Consider the following 15,867-nt stretch of genomic DNA (forward strand, 5'->3'; position numbering starts at 1 on the left):
TAAACTCTTTACTTTTTTTCTCATTATTCATAAGCAACGTCGAATTAGGCATACTAACGAGCATATAAGGCTTGAAAAACAATATGCCTTGTATAGGAGGTCTTTCCAGCGTGCTAAAACATGTCAAAATCTCTGAAAAACAATTCATCGTGCTACTTAGCCTTTATATAATTGGGAGTGCTATTTTAGTTATCCCATCTATCATTGTTTCAATTGCAAAACAAGATGCTTGGATTACAAGTATTTTAACGCTAATCATCGCTTTGGGTATTATGCCTTTATACATAGCACTAGGAAGACGATATCCAACAATGCTATTTACTGAGTTCACCGAAGAAATTCTCGGCAAATGGATTGGCAAATTGTTTTCTATCATTTTTTTAACTTTCCCTTTAGTAGCAGGTTCTTTAACACTTTATAATATTGGTGACTTTATCATTACGCAAGTTATGCCTGAAACCCCAATTGTTCCAATTTATGTATTTGTATTAAGCGTATCGTTGTTTGGCGTTCGCTTAGGACTTGAGGTTTTGGCACGTTCTGGTGAAATTTTATTTCCATGGGTCATTACTCTCTTTAGTTTACTCGTATTATTTCTTATTAAACAAATTAGCTTTGATCACTTTCAACCATTATTGACTACGGGTATCCGACCTATTTTCATTTCCACAGTGCATTTTTTGACATTTCCTTTTTTGGATACAGTTGTTTTTTTAATGATTTTTCCTTATGTTAAATGGACGAATAAAAAACGCACACCTGTTTATATTGGTACATTGATTGGCGGTATTTTTTTAATTATCATTATCTTTCTTTGCATTTTAGTTTTAGGAGTAAATCAAACTTCTGCTCGTCTTTCTCCTACCTACCTATTGGCTCAAGAAATTAATGTGACAAATTTCATAACCCGCATTGAAGTAATTGTCGCTATAATTTGGTTTATTTCAATTTTCTTCAAGCTTAGCATTTTGTTGTTTGTATTAAACTTAGGATTAGCGCAGTTATTTAACTTAAGTTCATATCGTTTCTTAACCCTACCTATCGGATTATTGTTTTTAGCTTCTTCCAATATCTTTGTGCCAAGCGGTCCGTTTTTAGGAACTTACACGCTTACTACTTCTCCTTTTTATACAGGCACAATCGGCTTTGTTCTGCCTCTTTGCCTTTTTGTTATTGATCGAATAAAGAAAAAGCTAGTGGATTCTTAGCTACTTTACTTAACGAACGCCGAATTTTACGCTAAACTACGATATGAAAACGTTAAATAAAAAGGGTAGGGAGAATAAAAAATGAAAACAGAAAAAGAAAAAATGATTGCAGGAGAAATGTACATATCTGGAGATTCTGAATTGATTAAAGATCGCACTCATGCAAGAAAGATAACAAGATTATTTAATCAAGCAGTTGAGACAGATGATACTTACCGTATGAGTTTAATAAAAGAGTTGTTTGGTTCCACTGGAGAAAATATCTATATTGAACCAATCTTCCGCTGTGACTATGGATACAACATTCATGTAGGCGAAAACTTTTATGCAAACTTTGATTGCTTAATTTTAGATATCTGTCCTGTAACTATCGGTGATAACTGTATGCTCGCACCAGGCGTTCATATTTATACAGCTACTCACCCGCTTGATCCTGTTGAACGTAACAGCGGTAGAGAATACGGAAAGCCTGTGGTCATTGGAAATAACGTTTGGATTGGGGGCCGCGCTATCATCAATCCAGGCGTTACTATTGGTGATAATGCAGTCATTGCATCAGGAGCCGTTGTAACGAAAGACGTTCCTCCAAACACAGTTGTTGGTGGAAACCCTGCACGAGTTATTAAAGAAATTAATAGATAACCGGGACAATGAAAGCTGGAACATAAGTATTTCAGCTAAGCAAATATCCGAACTTTTGTGAATTACCTTGCAATGGTTCGGATATTTTTTCTTTGCTCCGAAAATGCATGGAATGAATCGTAATGAACAACGAACATGTTCTTATAACCTAAATCCGTTAGAAACGTCATAATTCGCCTTTAAGAAGAACTCTTTTCTTTGTGTTTCAGCCTCTTTTTTGAAATCAGGTAGTTTGTCCAATCCCTTTTTGTAGCAGCGCATATGATATAAGGTGTTACAAAATTAGGAGGATTGGTATTATGCTAACATGGATTGCATTAACTACAGGTTCACTTGGTGTAATTACACTTTTGTTTTTTGTAGTTAAAAAATTGGTACAAGCTTTAAAGGTTAAACAACCAGCATTTGCCCAAGATCAATTTATTGTTAAATTTAATGATAACGTTGATGAAGATACAATTGCTTCAATTCATAAAAAATATAAATGTGAAGCTTCATGTTGTAATGAAACATTAGGTTTTCAAGTGGTTACTACAGCTAAAAATATTAATAAGATGATGAAAATATACTCAGAGCTCGATGAAGTTGAATACGCAGAACCAAACTACGTTTTTGAAGCTTCCTATATTCCAAACGATCCGTTCTATTCCTTTCAATACGGCCCTCAAAAAGTAAGTGCTCCTTCTGCATGGGATGTTACTCAAAGCAATGCTGGCATTAGAATTGCCATACTTGATACAGGCGTCCAGCCAAACCACCCTGACCTTGCATCAAAGTTAGTTCCTGGCTATAACTTTATTGATAATAATACTGACACAAATGACTTTAATGGTCACGGCACTCATGTAGCTGGCATTGCTGCAGCAACAACCAATAATGGAGCTGGCATTGCTGGTATGGCTCCTTTAGCATCAATTCAGCCAGTAAAAGTGCTTTCAAACAGTGGTAGCGGATTACTAAGTCAAGTTGCCGATGGCATTATTTATGCGGTCAACCAAGGAGTACAAGTTATTAATTTGAGTTTAGGATCTCCTCAAGACACCATTACGCTTGAAGGGGCTGTTAACTACGCGGCTAGCCAAGGGGTTGTTGTTATTGGAGCAGCCGGCAACAACGGTAGCAACGCCCTCACTTACCCTGCAGCTTACGCAAACGTAATTGCAGTTGCTTCCACAACTTCCTCTGATCAACGCTCTGTTTTTTCAAACTTTGGAACTTGGGTACAAGTTGCAGCACCAGGCTCTAGCATTCTATCCACTTACCCTACAAGCACTTACTCTTATTTAAGCGGTACGTCTATGGCAGCTCCACACGTAGCTGGGTTAGCAGCATTATTAGCAGCTCAAGGACGTAGCGCGTCTCAAATTCGTACAGTCATTCAAAATACTTGTGACCCAATAATAGGTACAGGAACAAACTGGGTGTATGGTAGAATAAATGCAGACAGAGCCGTGCGCTCTCCTCTATAAAATTTAAAAGTACGAACCGGATTTACCAAAGGTACGTCCGGTTCTTTTACGTCAAAAAATATTTTCTTGCTAAAAGTGTGGAATTTTATGACGATATGGTAAAAAATACTTTACGGGTAAAATAATTCTTTGTACCATATATCTTGTGGTTTGTTCTGAAATTTTCAAAGGTTATCTTTCAGGATTCATAAAAATATTATTTACATACACATGACAATTTAGATTGTAAAGGAGTCTTTAATATGGCTAACACTCAGCTACAGCATCGATACGTTCATGGGTTAGATGGACTTCGAGCGCTAGCTGTTTTATTTGTATTTGCATATCATTATGGCTTTAGTTGGGCAAGCGGTGGCTTCTTAGGCGTGTCCATTTTCTTTGTTTTATCAGGCTACTTAATTACATCTATTTTACTGAAACAATATGAAGAGCATCAAAAGCTGCTCCTTCCTTCGTTTTTCACAAGCCGAATACGAAGGCTTTTTCCTGCAGCTTTTTTCATGGTTGTATGCGTAGTTGCTTGGACCGTTTTATTCAAGCCATCTCTTTTATCTACTTTGCAAGGAGATGCCATAGCGGGATTACTCTATGTAAGCAACTGGTGGTTTATTTTTCAAGATGTTTCATATTTTGATAGCTTCCAATCGCCTTCTCCGATAAAAAATTTATGGTCACTGGCAATTGAAGAACAATTTTATATTATATGGCCACTTTTATTACTAATTGGACTACGTTTTATAAAGAAGAAAAAGACTATTCTTATAGTGATAAGCTGTGGAGCGATAGTATCTGCATTATTAATGGGAGCTTTATATAAACCAGGTATGGATCCTAGTCGTGTATATTACGGCACAGATACAAGATCATTCGAACTGCTAATTGGTTGTTGCTTAGCATTCGTTTGGCCACTCTATCGCTTATCTTCTAAAAACGTCCCAAACACAGGAAAGTTTATTTTAAATGTTACGGGCCTTACAAGCTTACTGTTAGTGTTTCTATGCACTTCATTACTAACTGAATTTGCCCCGTCAATGTATCGCGGAGGTATGCTTTTAGTTAGTTTAAATGCTGCTGTCCTCGTCGCAACGATTTCACACCCTAGCAGCATAACTGGCAAACTGTTATCTTTTAAGCCGTTACGGTGGGTTGGTACACGGTCGTATGGCATTTATTTATGGCACTATCCTATCATTATATTAACAACGCCTGCTACTGAATTTGGGCAGTTCAATTATGTACATATCAGCTTACAGGTTATAGCAACATGTCTTATTGCGGAAGTTTCTTATCGAATGATTGAGCAACCTATACGAAAAGGAGGTTTTAAAACCTTCTTTAGGCAAGCACTCCCAACATTCAAATCACCGGCTACCTTTCGTTCTCATCTGAAAGCCGCTGTGCCTATCGTATTTGCTATGGCCTTCTTATTATTTGCGCTTGGTGTTACCGGAATTTTAGAACCTAAAAAAACAGAAAGCAAACAACCTGCAGCTATTCATATTAAAACTGCAGCAAATCCAGTATCCAAAGATCATCATCTGAAACAAAAAGAATTACCAACAAATGAACCTCACTATACTCAAGTTCTCTCAATTGGTGATTCAGTTATGCTAAACTTAGCCGATCCACTGCAAGAAACTTATCCTAATATTGTAATTGATGGCAAAGTTGGTCGACAGCTATCAGAAGCTTTAAACGTCACAAAGAAGTATACTCAATATAATGAACCTTCTAGTGCAGTGATTATTCAACTTGGTACAAATGGTTACTTTACAGAAGAACAGCTAGATGAACTACTTAAACAGTTCGCAAAAGCAGATGTATACCTGGTCAACACACGGGTGCCACGACAATGGGAAACAGAAGTAAATGAGAAATTAGAAAATGCAGCCAAAGAATATAAAAACGTTGTGCTTGTTGATTGGCATACCTTAGGAACTAAACATCCAGAATACTTTACAAAAGATGGTGTTCATCTGCTTCCAGAAGGTGCCCAGCAATTAACAGAGCTCATCTATAAAGCTATGCTCAAAAATCCAGATGTCTCATAGATCCATAATTCAAACCACAACAAAAAGAGGTGCCAAATGCACCTCTTTTTGTTTCAATTATAAGCTTGCTTCTACTTAGAAAAAGATTGAGTCTTCTCAATGGTTTCTTCTACAGATCGCTTCTGCATTTTATTTTGCTTCATTTTCCCTGCACCAATTACAGCGACAATGACTAGCACTTCAAAACCATACTTAACAAAACCATTTTCAAAATACGGTTGTAAGAACGGCTCACCAACAATCATTTTAGAAGCAGTCCAAGCTAGTACTGCGGCTCCAATTGTAATAATAATTGGAAATCTTTCTACCCATTTTAAAATTAACGTACTTCCCCACATCACAATAGGAACTGAAATTAACAACCCAAGTACTACTAGTAAAAAGCTTCCATGCGCTGCACCTGCAACTGCCAATACGTTATCCAGTCCCATTAACGCATCTGCAATAATAATTGTACGAATTGCAGCCCACATGCTATCTCCAGCCTTTACATCATGGTCTTGATCTTCAACCAAAAGCTTGTACGCAATAATAGTTAACAAGATTCCTCCAATTAAAAGCAAACCGGGAATTTCTAGTAACCAAACAACTGCTAATGTTGCAAGCATACGAATGACGATTGCTCCAATTGTTCCCCAAATGATTACTTTTTTCTGCTGATGTTTAGGCAGTTTTCTCGCTGCTAAACCAATTACAATTGCGTTGTCGCCAGCTAAAACTAAATCAATAATAATAATAGCAAGAAGCGCTGACAAAAACTCTGCACTTAAAATGTCCATTCTCTTTCTCCTTTATCTATCATTTCTTTAACGTTTTCTATTATAAAGGATAGAAGCGTAAATAAGTTGAAAAATTTTCAAATAAGTGAAAGACAATTCTATTATCCTACTTTTATAAAAAAAGAGTGCTCATCTACAAATGAGCACTCTACAGCTTACTGTTTAATTGTTGCTTTCATCCTGCGTGGCCAGATAAAGTAACTCATTGTAATACAAAAATCGATGGCTAACACAAGAGTCCACATTTGGAGTATACCACTTAAAGCCTCCGTTTGCTGTGCGTTATTCAAAAGGTTAATGATTACAACTAAAAGACCAGCTCCAATTGCGTATGCTATTAAGTGTTGAAACCATCCCTTTAATCCATGTTTAGCATGTTCGAGCCCAAATCGCCTAATTGGCTTTGCTCCTTGCTTTGTCACATAATATAAAAAACGTTCATCTGCCCATTTAATCATGCTCTTTCCAAATGCCAAAGATACCCCAATATAAATAGCTGCAATACCGTGAGCAGTCGTTGCCTTCGCACCATTATATAAATCAATCCCTGTAATAAGCAATAAAATTAAGTCAATAAATGGCGTTAACGCTAAAAAGAAAAAACCCAGTTTTTCCTTTTTAGCTATATACCGTGTTGTTAACCCTAACAGAATGACTATCCAAAAAGCAATTTCGCACCCTACAATCATCCAAGCAATAAAATTCAAGCTTCCACCCCTTTTCTAATACAATTGTATTATTTAAATGTATTTTAGCACTTCTTTTTTAGTAATACAACTGTATTATAAAATTGCAACCTGCCTTTTTTATTGCTACAATAAAGTCATGCCAAAATTAGTTGATCACCAAAAACGAAAAGAACAAATTGCCAAAGCAACATGGCGAGTTATTTTAAAGCAAGGGATGGAAGGTACTACCGTTAGAAATATTGCGAAGGAAGCAAATTTATCACTTGGCTCCTTGCGTCACTACTTTTCTTCCCAAGATGACTTATTAGCTTATGCCATGGAACTAGTTAAAGAACAAGCTGAGCGACGAATTGTTTCAATTGCTTCACAGGACCTTCCTCCACAGGAAAAAGTATTAAAAATGCTGCTAGAGATCGTTCCAACTAATGATGAAAAAATGGCTGAAATGGAGGTTTGGCTTACTTTCACAGCTCATCATAAACATAAAAATCAAGGACCTATTGATGATGGAATTTTCTCCGGTATGAAAAAAATTATGCTTTACCTAGAAAATGAAAACGTATTAAAAGAAAAGATAAACACTGACCTGGAATCAGAAAAGCTTTATGCTTTAATTGATGGGCTAGCACTGCACGCAATGTTTGACAGAGATCGAGTAACTAGCGACAGAGTTGAAGCTGTTATTCGTGATTATTTACAAAGCATTTGCTCAGGCCAAGAAAACGGCACATCCTAGGGTGTGCCGTTTTCTACAAATGCCAATTGAACTGCTGCTACATAGCGATAAAAAGAATTCGTATACTGGTTTTTTGTTAGAAAAAAGCTGTCTCTTTCTTGATAGCTAATTTCAAGTTGGACGCCTTTTTCTCGCTTTCCTTTATTCACAACATTATGCTTGTGCGTACCTGATAACAAGTGGTCTTGACCAACAATTTCAGCACTAAACGACGCATCTCTCAACGCCTTGTATACCCACTTCTTTCTCTCTTCATCTAACCCACCGATTAGCGTATGCTTCTTCTTTGTCTCCTTATATCCATGAATGCTAAGAACATATTCTGCTTCTTTCAACATAGATAATAAAGTAGGCTCATCAAAATGAGAAGATGAAATATGCAGTTTACGATTTTGAGCACTTTTCATCCCTTCAAACAGATAATAGCTATTTTGTTTCTCTGCAATAGCAATAGCCATTTCCGATGTTCCTTGCTCAATTCTCCCACCGTGAATGGCTAGCACTAGCAGTTCAGATGAGGTTGCTTGTGTTCTAATTCGATAATCCTTTTCAGCTCGTTCAAACTTTGATAATTCAGCAAAATCTTTATATGTGTCCTTCATACTTGTCTCCCGCTTATTTTATTAACCCTATCGTATCATACCTTTTCTCTACTTATTCATGTAAGTTTAGTTCCCTTCCATAGTAAATTAATGTTCATTTTCAGAGAGCTAAGATATAATAAAAGCCTATTTACTGTTTGTTAACTTAACAAATGAAAAAGGTGATTTCAAATTAAAACGTGGATAAAAGCAGGCTTGCTCTTTCTAGTCGCTATTGTATTAATCATTTGTATTACTAATACTGATTTATTTAATTCGATTCGCACTGGTGATATGGATAAGATAACAGCCTTTTTAAAAGAAAACTTACTAATAACACTGCTGTTCACGCTAGTTGCCATGCTTGTGCAAAATGCGTTTACCATGATTCCACTTGTATTAATCATTGCCATTAACATAAATCTATTAGGATTCGAACTAGGATTGATTTGGAGTTGGTTTACGAGTATGCTAGCAGCAGCTTGCGTCTTTTTAATGGTTCGCTATGTTTTCCAGGATGGATTATTAAAAAAAATAAAGCCTTCTTTACTTGAAAAAATTGAAGCAAACGGAACAAGCTACGTTTTTCAAGTACGAGTTTTTCCGTTCATTCCGACTAGTCTTATTAACTTCGTAGCCGCCGTTAGCTCTATTCGCTTTCAGCAGTTTTTATGGGGGACGGCATCGGGTAACCTCATTTACTTCACCATCTTATCTCTTTTATCAGCAGGATTATTATCAGATATGATTAATGAATACGTCATTGCAGGGGTTGTTCTTTTAACCGTTGCACTTTATTATATAGGCAAATTCATTTATAAGCGGAAACGATTTCTTGCAAAATAACCAAGCATACAATTCGAATGCTTGGTTATTTTTTAATAGCTTTATTGTTTAATAATATTAAATAAGATATACTGTAAAAGTTTGGAGTTATTTAAGAAAGGAAGGCTGCTTCTATGAAAAAACAAATTATGATTGCACTCATGCTCGTTACATCACTAGCAGCGATGGAAGGAACGATCGTCAGTACCGCTACGCCTAGAATTACAAGTGATCTATCAGGTATTGAACTAGTGAGCTGGGTCTATGCAATTTACATGTTAGCAACGGCTGTTTCAACGCCTATTTATGGAAAGCTTGCTGATTTATTCGGACGCAAACGCGTATTGTTAGTTGGTATTATTATCTTTTTAATTGGATCAATTCTATGTGGAATGGCAATGAATATGACACAGCTCATCATCTTTCGTGCTTTTCAAGGCTTGGGTGCAGGAGCAGTTATGCCAATTACAATGACCATCATTGGCGACTTAAATAAAGAAGCTCAAGCTCGTGTAAAAGCACAGGGGTGGATTAGCGCTGTGTGGGGTGTTTCTGGCGTCATTGGTCCATTATTAGGAGGATTTTTAGTTGATACGCTGTCATGGCGTTACATCTTCTTTTTAAACGTTCCATTCGGTCTTTTATCCTTGTTTATGATTGTGAAATATTATAAAGAACAAATTCAAAAAGAAAAACGACATATTGATTACCCAGGTGCTGTTACTTTCTCATTAGGAGTTATCGCTTTACTTTATGCACTTTTAACAGGCAGCCAAACACAGCAGTGGACAGATGATTTACTTATTGGTTTGTTTAGCAGCGCGTTTGTACTATTCATTCTTTTCATTTGGATTGAAAAAAGGTCTCCTGAACCGCTTGTACCGCTCAATCTTTTTTCGAATTCTACCATTACAACCGTTAACTTTTTAACACTATTTATGGGCGGTATTCTAATTAGCATTACAGTATACCTTCCTTTATTCACGCAAGGAATTCTCGGAAAAAGCGCCACAGCTGCTGGCTTTATGTTAATGCCAATGCCAGTTTGTTGGACAATTGCCTCTATTTTCTCAGGGCATCTGGTTGCAAAGCTAAGACCTACATATGTCATTACGCTTGGAACAATTTTTTTATTGATTGCAACGTCTTTTTTATTTTCATTAACACAGGAATCATCTGATTGGTCCATTTATGCTTCAATTGGAATTCTCGGCCTAGGTATGGGAATTATTACGCCCGTACTCATGCTAATTATTCAAGGCTCTGTACCACAACAAAAACGTGGAACAGCTATTTCTTTAAATACCTTTACGAATACATTTAGCCAGACTTTAGGAGCTGCCGTATTTGGTACTCTTTTTAACCTTCAAGTGAATGCAAACGGCGGTGATAGTTCAATGATTAATTCATCATTTGAGCACCAAAAGGTAGATCCTGATACGTTAGCTTCTGTTCAAGGGCATCTCTTTGTCGGTATTCATACGGTATTTGCTAGCATCATGATTCTTGCGTTTTTTGCTGTCATTATCGGATTTGTCTTAATCAAAAAAGTAGGACAAAAAGAGCTCTCTCAATCTTAATTTGTTAAAGGTACACCATTATTCTACTGTTACTTCTATATAGATAAAACAAGCCCGCTTCATTCTTTAATGCGGGCTTGTTTTGTATATAACCATATAAGTAGCTCCTAAAAATCAATGATTTACTATCAGCATTATGAAGCTTATCTTAATGATAAAGCCATATGCTCTTCGTCCCAGTACTGTCCTTTATACTTTAGTGCATTTCGTTCAACCGCATAGGTCACAAACCCAAACGAGTCGTATAGCGCGATTGCTTCTTTATTCGTTGAAACAACGGTGAGCTGCAGCTGTTCAAGTCCTAATTGTTTTGCTTTATCCAACACAACTTGCACAAGCTCTTTTGCAACTCCCTTTCCTCGTGCATCTTTTGCTACATACATTGCTAAAAGGTTACCTTTATGGCGAATTTTTAAAGGCTGTTCTGCTTGAAGTGTAATCATTCCTATAAGCTGTTCACCTCGAAATGAACCGAATGTGTAAAAATGCTCTTTCACTAGTTTCTCTCCCATCTCTTCTTCTAATTGAGGAGTGCTAGCTTCTTCATCATAGGTTTTTAAAAAGGCAGCTGGGCTTTCCAAAAGCGATTCAAGCCTTAGCTTTACGTATTGTCTTGCATCATTTTTCGTCAGTAATCGAATCATTTTTCTCCTCTCTTCGTAACACTTCATTCGCCGCTCGCAAATATAAGATGTACGATTTAGCTGGTTCGTCACTATCTCCAGATAGTTCCAAAAGAACTTCTTCAATAAGGATAAAATTATCAATGATATGCTTCGTTTTCATGCCTCGACTCGTTAACAAACTATTTAACCATAAGGCGTAATCGCTAAACAGAGCTTCATTTTGAAGCAGGTATGACGTATGTAAATATCTCATGTGGTAGTGATTGTCCTCGATGCACTTTTGCTTCCCTCGTTCACCAAATTTTTGTAAAAGCGTAGGCTCTTGCTCATAAATTTGTTCTGTTACCTTTTCTACAATTTTATTTACAGGAAGGTTTGTCATGTAGCCACAACCTTATATTGACGTATGCTCGGAATGACCGCTGCTAATTCTTGATCTGGATATCTCTTTTCAAGCTCATGAATTTCCTTGAATTCCTTGCCTCGCACCCATTTTAAATAAGACTCTTTCGTTTCAAATGTAAGCTGCACCGTCAGCTCTCCTGCACGCTTATCATTTTGTAACAGCTGAAAATCCACAAAACCAGGAGCTTGATCGACTTTCCTTGATCGCTTTTGATAAATGTTGATGACTTCTTCTGCCTTTTCATCAGGTACATCAAATGTTGAAAATACCGTATACATTATTTCCCCTCCAATGTCGCTAACTCTTACTTTTCAGTCTACTACAGCACGTTTTTAATGTATACGAATCGGTCGTCCTACATTTAATTTATGTCCCATTTGATATAAAAGAGCTCCCATGAAAATATCTTCATGGGAGCTCGCTTAATTAAACAACGTCAATTTTCACATCAACATTACCGCTAATTGCTTTTGAATAAGGGCAATAGGAATGGGCCATTTCTACATATTTCTTCGTAGTGTCTAAATCTAATCCTTCCACATGAACCGTTAAATCCACTTCTAATTTAACTCCTTGATCTTTAGCATCTGTACCAAGACGTACAGTAGCGGTGACCTTACTGCTTTCAATCTCAACGCTGTGTCTTTTCAACATGAATTCTAAAGCACTATTAAAACATGTGCTGTAGCCAGCCGCAAATAATTGCTCTGGATTTGTTTCGGTTGTGGCATTACCTCCTAGTGATGATGGTGCAGCAACTTCTAAGTTAAAAATATTATCTGGCGAATGTACTTCACCACTTCTTCCACCTGTATTAATAACCGTTGTTTCATATAAAGTTTTCATTAATTCATTTCTCCTTTTGTATTTCCATTGATTTAATTGTACACAATTTAATTTTAAAAAACAAGTATAAAGATAAAAAAGCTAAGAATTTGATTTCTTAGCTTTCCACAACATAATGTATCAAATTTGTTATATTCAAAATCAAAAGGCCAAGAACAAGTCTTGACCTTTCTTACCGCTTCTAGATTCCACGTGATAACCCATAGTAGGCAATTTGATAATTTGCTTCGCCTTTTGCAAATACCGTAACAGCTGACTTCGAATCTTTTTGTGGGAATATGCGTGAAGTAAATACTGTTTTTCCGCCGTTAATATACACTTCTAGAATGCTTTTATCAACGAAAATACGAACATCAACACAAGAAGCTGATTCCCATTTTTCCGTTCTTACAACTCCGTAATCTGTAGCATATTGATGTTTGAAATGAGAACGATCTACTCGCACTTCTTCTTTTTCATGATCAAAAACAAGCGTTAGTGTTTCTTCCTTGCTGTTAAAAAGCTGAAAGCCTACTTGAGAAGCTTCAATATTCGTAAAGCTCATATCTATCTCATAGGCATTGTTAGTAGCTTCATCAATAATAACTTCTTCGTCTGTTAAACGCCCGCGAAAATGAACTGCATCATCGCGAAGCTTTGTTAGTTCAGAAACAGGCTTTTGCACTAATTCTGTTCCTTCTAATGACAGCTCACGCGGAAGAGTTAAAGCGTGAGCCCAACCATATTGATCAGATGGATACTCGACGTCTGGATTTCCAATCCACGAAAACATTAAACGTCTTCCCTGTTCGTCTTCAAACGTTTGGGGAGCATAAAAATCAAAACCCTTATCGATTTCACGATAGTATTCCATGTCAAACGTTAGATCATCTAGATTAAATGTGCCTACTGCATAAATAACATTATAGATATTATGAAAATTATGACCTTCTGCCTGAATGCCTTGCGGTGAAAACACAAAAACGTCTTTTCCATCTAATTTAAAGTAATCAGGACACTCCCACATATAGCCAAAATCCGGCAGCTTCGTTTTTACTTCACCTTTAAAACGCCAATCGAGCGCATCAGTTGATTCATATACAATTAACGTTCCCGTTTCGTTTTCGCGCTGTGCTCCTAGAAGCATGTAGTACATGTCGTTTTCTTTCCATACCTTTGGATCACGAACATGTCCGGTATAACCAACTGGCACGCCTTCTACTACAGGATTCTGACTATACTTTTCTACGGTACCATCTTCATGTAAGATGGCCATGCATTGATTTGCTGTACGAGATCCATCTTCATACTTTACATTTCCCGTATAATAAAGGAGCCCTTTTCCATCTTTCACAACGGCACCTCCAGAATATGCCCCATGCGACTCATACTTTTCTGTCGGCGCAATCGCTACAGGAAGTCTCTCCCAGTTTACTAAATCTTTTGATTTCACATGTGCCCAATGCTTCATACCATGAATTGCTCCGTAAGGATACCACTGATAGAAAACATGATATTCTCCATTAAGTTGGATTAAACCATTTGGGTCGTTCATTAAGCCATATTCAGGATAGATATGATAAATAGGTTGCCAGCTATCCTGCTTCGCTTTATTTTTTAGTTCTTCAAGTTCGCCGGGCTTCGCTTCAAAAATTGTTCGATATTTTGATGTAGACATATGTATAAATCCCTCCAACACATTCAACAAGCATTTTGTTTCACACTCTATCATATAAAACTTTCTTTTAAAAATCCAACGAATCCAAAACGGATCTTGTCGTTTTATTGTGTCGTATTTTAAAGATAAGTTTTTTTACAATTTTTATGTCAAAAAAGAAGGGTTCTTGGAAGGATGGTTGAATATTATATAACAATCAAAATTCATCAACCTGTACGAGCATCCGACGGCAAGCGGCAGATTTTTTTAACTAACGCAATATGTTTTACAGGAAGTATTCAACAAAATGGTAGGTCCTTCATATGATTACATATTATAAGAGGAGGTATATGTCATGAAAGAAGAAAATGTAAAACAAGTTGTAAACAGAGGTAGTAAAGAGCTTTTAGTAGGTACCATTGTAGGAAGCGTTGTCGGGGTTGCAACTGCACTGCTAGTAGCTCCAAAGTCAGGAAAAGAGCTCCGCGCTAGCATTCAAGATCAAGCAAATCAAGCATTAGCAAAAACTGGTCAAGTCAAAGAAAGCGTCTATGCAAAAGGACAAGACTTAAAGCAACGCACTGCACGCATTTCACAAGTGGTATCAGAACAGTCTGTTCAAGTTGTAAACAAAGTAAAATCACTTCGTCCATCGACTGAAGAACTTGAAGCTGCCGCTACTACTGAACGCACAGAGGTTGAGGAAGAAACAATTGGAGAAGTGCCTACGCTAGAAGCAGAAAGCCAAATAAAACAAGAGCTTGAAAACATCGAAACTGAAGTTAATGAATTAGAACAATCAGTTGAAGAAGTAAAATAAAAAAACGCTGTGTGGATGCTCGCCTTCCATGCAGCGTTTTACGTTGTAAAGAAACTAAACACTCCCCATAATACAAAGAACACAAGTAATAATGAACTAATTAAAATTACTCTTCCTAACAGATTATAGGTTTTCTGTTCATCATACAACTTTTGATTTACCGCTTCTTCTATTAACATCGACTTATACTCTGGCCCTTCTAAACTTTCTGGGGTTTGCATTATTACCTCTCCTCTCCCACTCAAACTTTCTAACTATTCTAATTATAACACATTTTATTTTTATCAAAAAATAAAATGCCTGGAAGGAATTTTATACTTAACATTCCATTCCAGGCATTGCTATATCTTAGGAGTTGGAGTAGGTTTTCCGTATCCTTTTTTATACTTTTCATCAATATCATTTCGAATTTGCTTTATACTTTTACCTTGACTGTATTCAATTACCGACTGCGCAGCAATGTCTAAGCATATCCCACACCTTGTTGCATGATCATCCCATACAACAGCTCCACCTACTTTGTTTTCATAAATAAAACAATCATAGCTACTTGTATGCCCTACTGTATCACCACAGCCACAGTAGCATGGAATCTTTTCAAGAAGCTCTTTATGCTTACCAACTGAGCGATATACAACCTTCATATTCTCGTCTTTATCATTTAAAAACGTTGGTAAAATTTCATTGCTTTTTGTTTCTTCACGAATGTCCGCTGTCGTTTCAATTTCATGATGTGAATGAGATTCATGCTCACTGCTACTTTTCTCTTTTCCACATCCCGTAAGTACAATACTTGTACTAACTATCCCTAAAATCATCCACTTTCCACAGTTCATCACTTTCCCCCCTGTTGTACCTTGTACAATTTTCATGGAATTTTATCTACTAATAGTATACAGCATATGAACCGTTCATTTCCTCCTACTATATGTATTTACTTATTTTGCAATCAGAAGAGATAAAAAAAGAGTTT

General features: G+C 36.7%; 18 protein-coding genes. 8 read left to right on the plus strand and 10 right to left on the minus strand.

What is annotated here, in order from left to right; genetic code table 11:
* Nucleotides 1–110: 110 nt before the first annotated feature.
* From BFL01S_RS14685 to BFL01S_RS14700, 4 genes are all read left to right on the plus strand, one after another.
* A complete protein-coding gene (locus tag BFL01S_RS14685; protein ID WP_061786138.1) occupies nucleotides 111–1,208 on the plus strand; it encodes a GerAB/ArcD/ProY family transporter in 1,098 nt (365 codons plus the stop codon).
* 81 nt (nucleotides 1,209–1,289) lie between these two features.
* Nucleotides 1,290–1,850, plus strand: coding sequence for a maltose O-acetyltransferase (maa, locus tag BFL01S_RS14690; RefSeq protein WP_061786139.1), 561 nt, complete (start codon nucleotides 1,290–1,292; stop codon nucleotides 1,848–1,850).
* 299 nt (nucleotides 1,851–2,149) lie between these two features.
* Nucleotides 2,150–3,319, plus strand: a complete 1,170-nt coding sequence (locus tag BFL01S_RS14695) for a S8 family peptidase (RefSeq protein WP_061786140.1) — start codon at nucleotides 2,150–2,152, stop codon at nucleotides 3,317–3,319.
* A gap of 242 nt (nucleotides 3,320–3,561) precedes the next feature.
* Entirely contained in the window at nucleotides 3,562–5,370 is a 1,809-nt protein-coding gene (locus BFL01S_RS14700; RefSeq protein WP_061786141.1) for an acyltransferase family protein, read from the plus strand.
* Nucleotides 5,371–5,441: 71 nt separating this feature from the next.
* On the opposite strand, the gene BFL01S_RS14705 is transcribed toward BFL01S_RS14700, so the two are convergent.
* Nucleotides 5,442–6,149: a TerC family protein gene (locus BFL01S_RS14705; RefSeq protein WP_061786142.1), complete on the minus strand. Its 708-nt coding sequence runs from the start codon at nucleotides 6,147–6,149 to the stop codon at nucleotides 5,442–5,444.
* A 155-nt stretch (nucleotides 6,150–6,304) separates the two neighbouring features.
* Nucleotides 6,305–6,856: a hypothetical protein gene (locus tag BFL01S_RS14710; protein WP_061786143.1), complete on the minus strand. Its 552-nt coding sequence runs from the start codon at nucleotides 6,854–6,856 to the stop codon at nucleotides 6,305–6,307.
* Nucleotides 6,857–6,974: 118 nt separating this feature from the next.
* Here BFL01S_RS14710 and BFL01S_RS14715 point away from each other — a divergent pair, with 118 nt between their 5' ends.
* Entirely contained in the window at nucleotides 6,975–7,574 is a 600-nt protein-coding gene (locus BFL01S_RS14715; protein ID WP_061786144.1) for a TetR/AcrR family transcriptional regulator, read from the plus strand.
* Here the strand turns inward: BFL01S_RS14715 and BFL01S_RS14720 are convergent.
* Nucleotides 7,571–8,176 (minus strand): poly-gamma-glutamate hydrolase family protein, encoded by a 606-nt coding sequence (locus tag BFL01S_RS14720; protein ID WP_025910845.1) that lies wholly within the window; start codon nucleotides 8,174–8,176, stop codon nucleotides 7,571–7,573. The genes BFL01S_RS14715 and BFL01S_RS14720 overlap by 4 nt on opposite strands.
* Before the next feature lie 195 nt (nucleotides 8,177–8,371).
* Here BFL01S_RS14720 and BFL01S_RS14725 point away from each other — a divergent pair, with 195 nt between their 5' ends.
* The gene (locus BFL01S_RS14725) at nucleotides 8,372–9,001 is read left to right on the plus strand and encodes a TVP38/TMEM64 family protein (protein WP_062687128.1); all 630 of its coding nucleotides are present in this window, start codon (nucleotides 8,372–8,374) and stop codon (nucleotides 8,999–9,001) included.
* Nucleotides 9,002–9,114: 113 nt separating this feature from the next.
* Nucleotides 9,115–10,560, plus strand: coding sequence for an MDR family MFS transporter (locus BFL01S_RS14730; protein ID WP_025910843.1), 1,446 nt, complete (start codon nucleotides 9,115–9,117; stop codon nucleotides 10,558–10,560).
* 143 nt (nucleotides 10,561–10,703) lie between these two features.
* Here the strand turns inward: BFL01S_RS14730 and BFL01S_RS14735 are convergent, their stop codons facing one another.
* The 5 genes from BFL01S_RS14735 to BFL01S_RS14755 all read right to left on the minus strand — a co-directional run bounded on the left by BFL01S_RS14735 (nucleotide 10,704) and on the right by BFL01S_RS14755 (nucleotide 14,095).
* The gene (locus tag BFL01S_RS14735; RefSeq protein ID WP_025910841.1) at nucleotides 10,704–11,204 is read right to left on the minus strand and encodes a GNAT family N-acetyltransferase; all 501 of its coding nucleotides are present in this window, start codon (nucleotides 11,202–11,204) and stop codon (nucleotides 10,704–10,706) included.
* Nucleotides 11,179–11,568: a bilin-binding protein gene (locus BFL01S_RS14740; RefSeq protein WP_061786146.1), complete on the minus strand. Its 390-nt coding sequence runs from the start codon at nucleotides 11,566–11,568 to the stop codon at nucleotides 11,179–11,181. The genes BFL01S_RS14735 and BFL01S_RS14740 overlap by 26 nt, the downstream gene beginning before the upstream one ends.
* Nucleotides 11,565–11,870, minus strand: coding sequence for an antibiotic biosynthesis monooxygenase family protein (locus BFL01S_RS14745; RefSeq protein ID WP_061786147.1), 306 nt, complete (start codon nucleotides 11,868–11,870; stop codon nucleotides 11,565–11,567). The genes BFL01S_RS14740 and BFL01S_RS14745 overlap by 4 nt, the downstream gene beginning before the upstream one ends.
* Nucleotides 11,871–12,018: 148 nt before the next feature.
* Nucleotides 12,019–12,438 carry an organic hydroperoxide resistance protein gene (locus tag BFL01S_RS14750; protein ID WP_061786148.1) on the minus strand — a complete coding sequence of 140 codons (420 nt, stop codon included), beginning with the start codon at nucleotides 12,436–12,438 and terminating at the stop codon, nucleotides 12,019–12,021.
* Between the two features lie 181 nt (nucleotides 12,439–12,619).
* Complete coding sequence (locus BFL01S_RS14755; protein WP_025910837.1) at nucleotides 12,620–14,095, minus strand: glycoside hydrolase family 32 protein; 1,476 nt, start codon at nucleotides 14,093–14,095, stop codon at nucleotides 12,620–12,622.
* 334 nt (nucleotides 14,096–14,429) lie between these two features.
* Here BFL01S_RS14755 and BFL01S_RS14760 point away from each other — a divergent pair, with 334 nt between their 5' ends.
* Entirely contained in the window at nucleotides 14,430–14,894 is a 465-nt protein-coding gene (locus BFL01S_RS14760) for a YtxH domain-containing protein (protein WP_025910835.1), read from the plus strand.
* A gap of 38 nt (nucleotides 14,895–14,932) precedes the next feature.
* Here BFL01S_RS14760 and BFL01S_RS14765 read toward each other — a convergent pair whose 3' ends face one another.
* Together BFL01S_RS14765 and BFL01S_RS14770 are read right to left on the minus strand one after the other, a co-directional pair.
* A complete protein-coding gene (locus BFL01S_RS14765; RefSeq protein WP_025910834.1) occupies nucleotides 14,933–15,115 on the minus strand; it encodes a hypothetical protein in 183 nt (60 codons plus the stop codon).
* Between the two features lie 120 nt (nucleotides 15,116–15,235).
* Nucleotides 15,236–15,730, minus strand: coding sequence for a PCYCGC motif-containing (lipo)protein (locus BFL01S_RS14770; protein WP_025910832.1), 495 nt, complete (start codon nucleotides 15,728–15,730; stop codon nucleotides 15,236–15,238).
* Nucleotides 15,731–15,867: the final 137 nt, after the last annotated feature.

The organism is Priestia flexa NBRC 15715 (assembly GCF_001591565.1).
Classification (GTDB): Bacteria; Bacillota; Bacilli; order Bacillales; family Bacillaceae_H; genus Priestia; species Priestia flexa.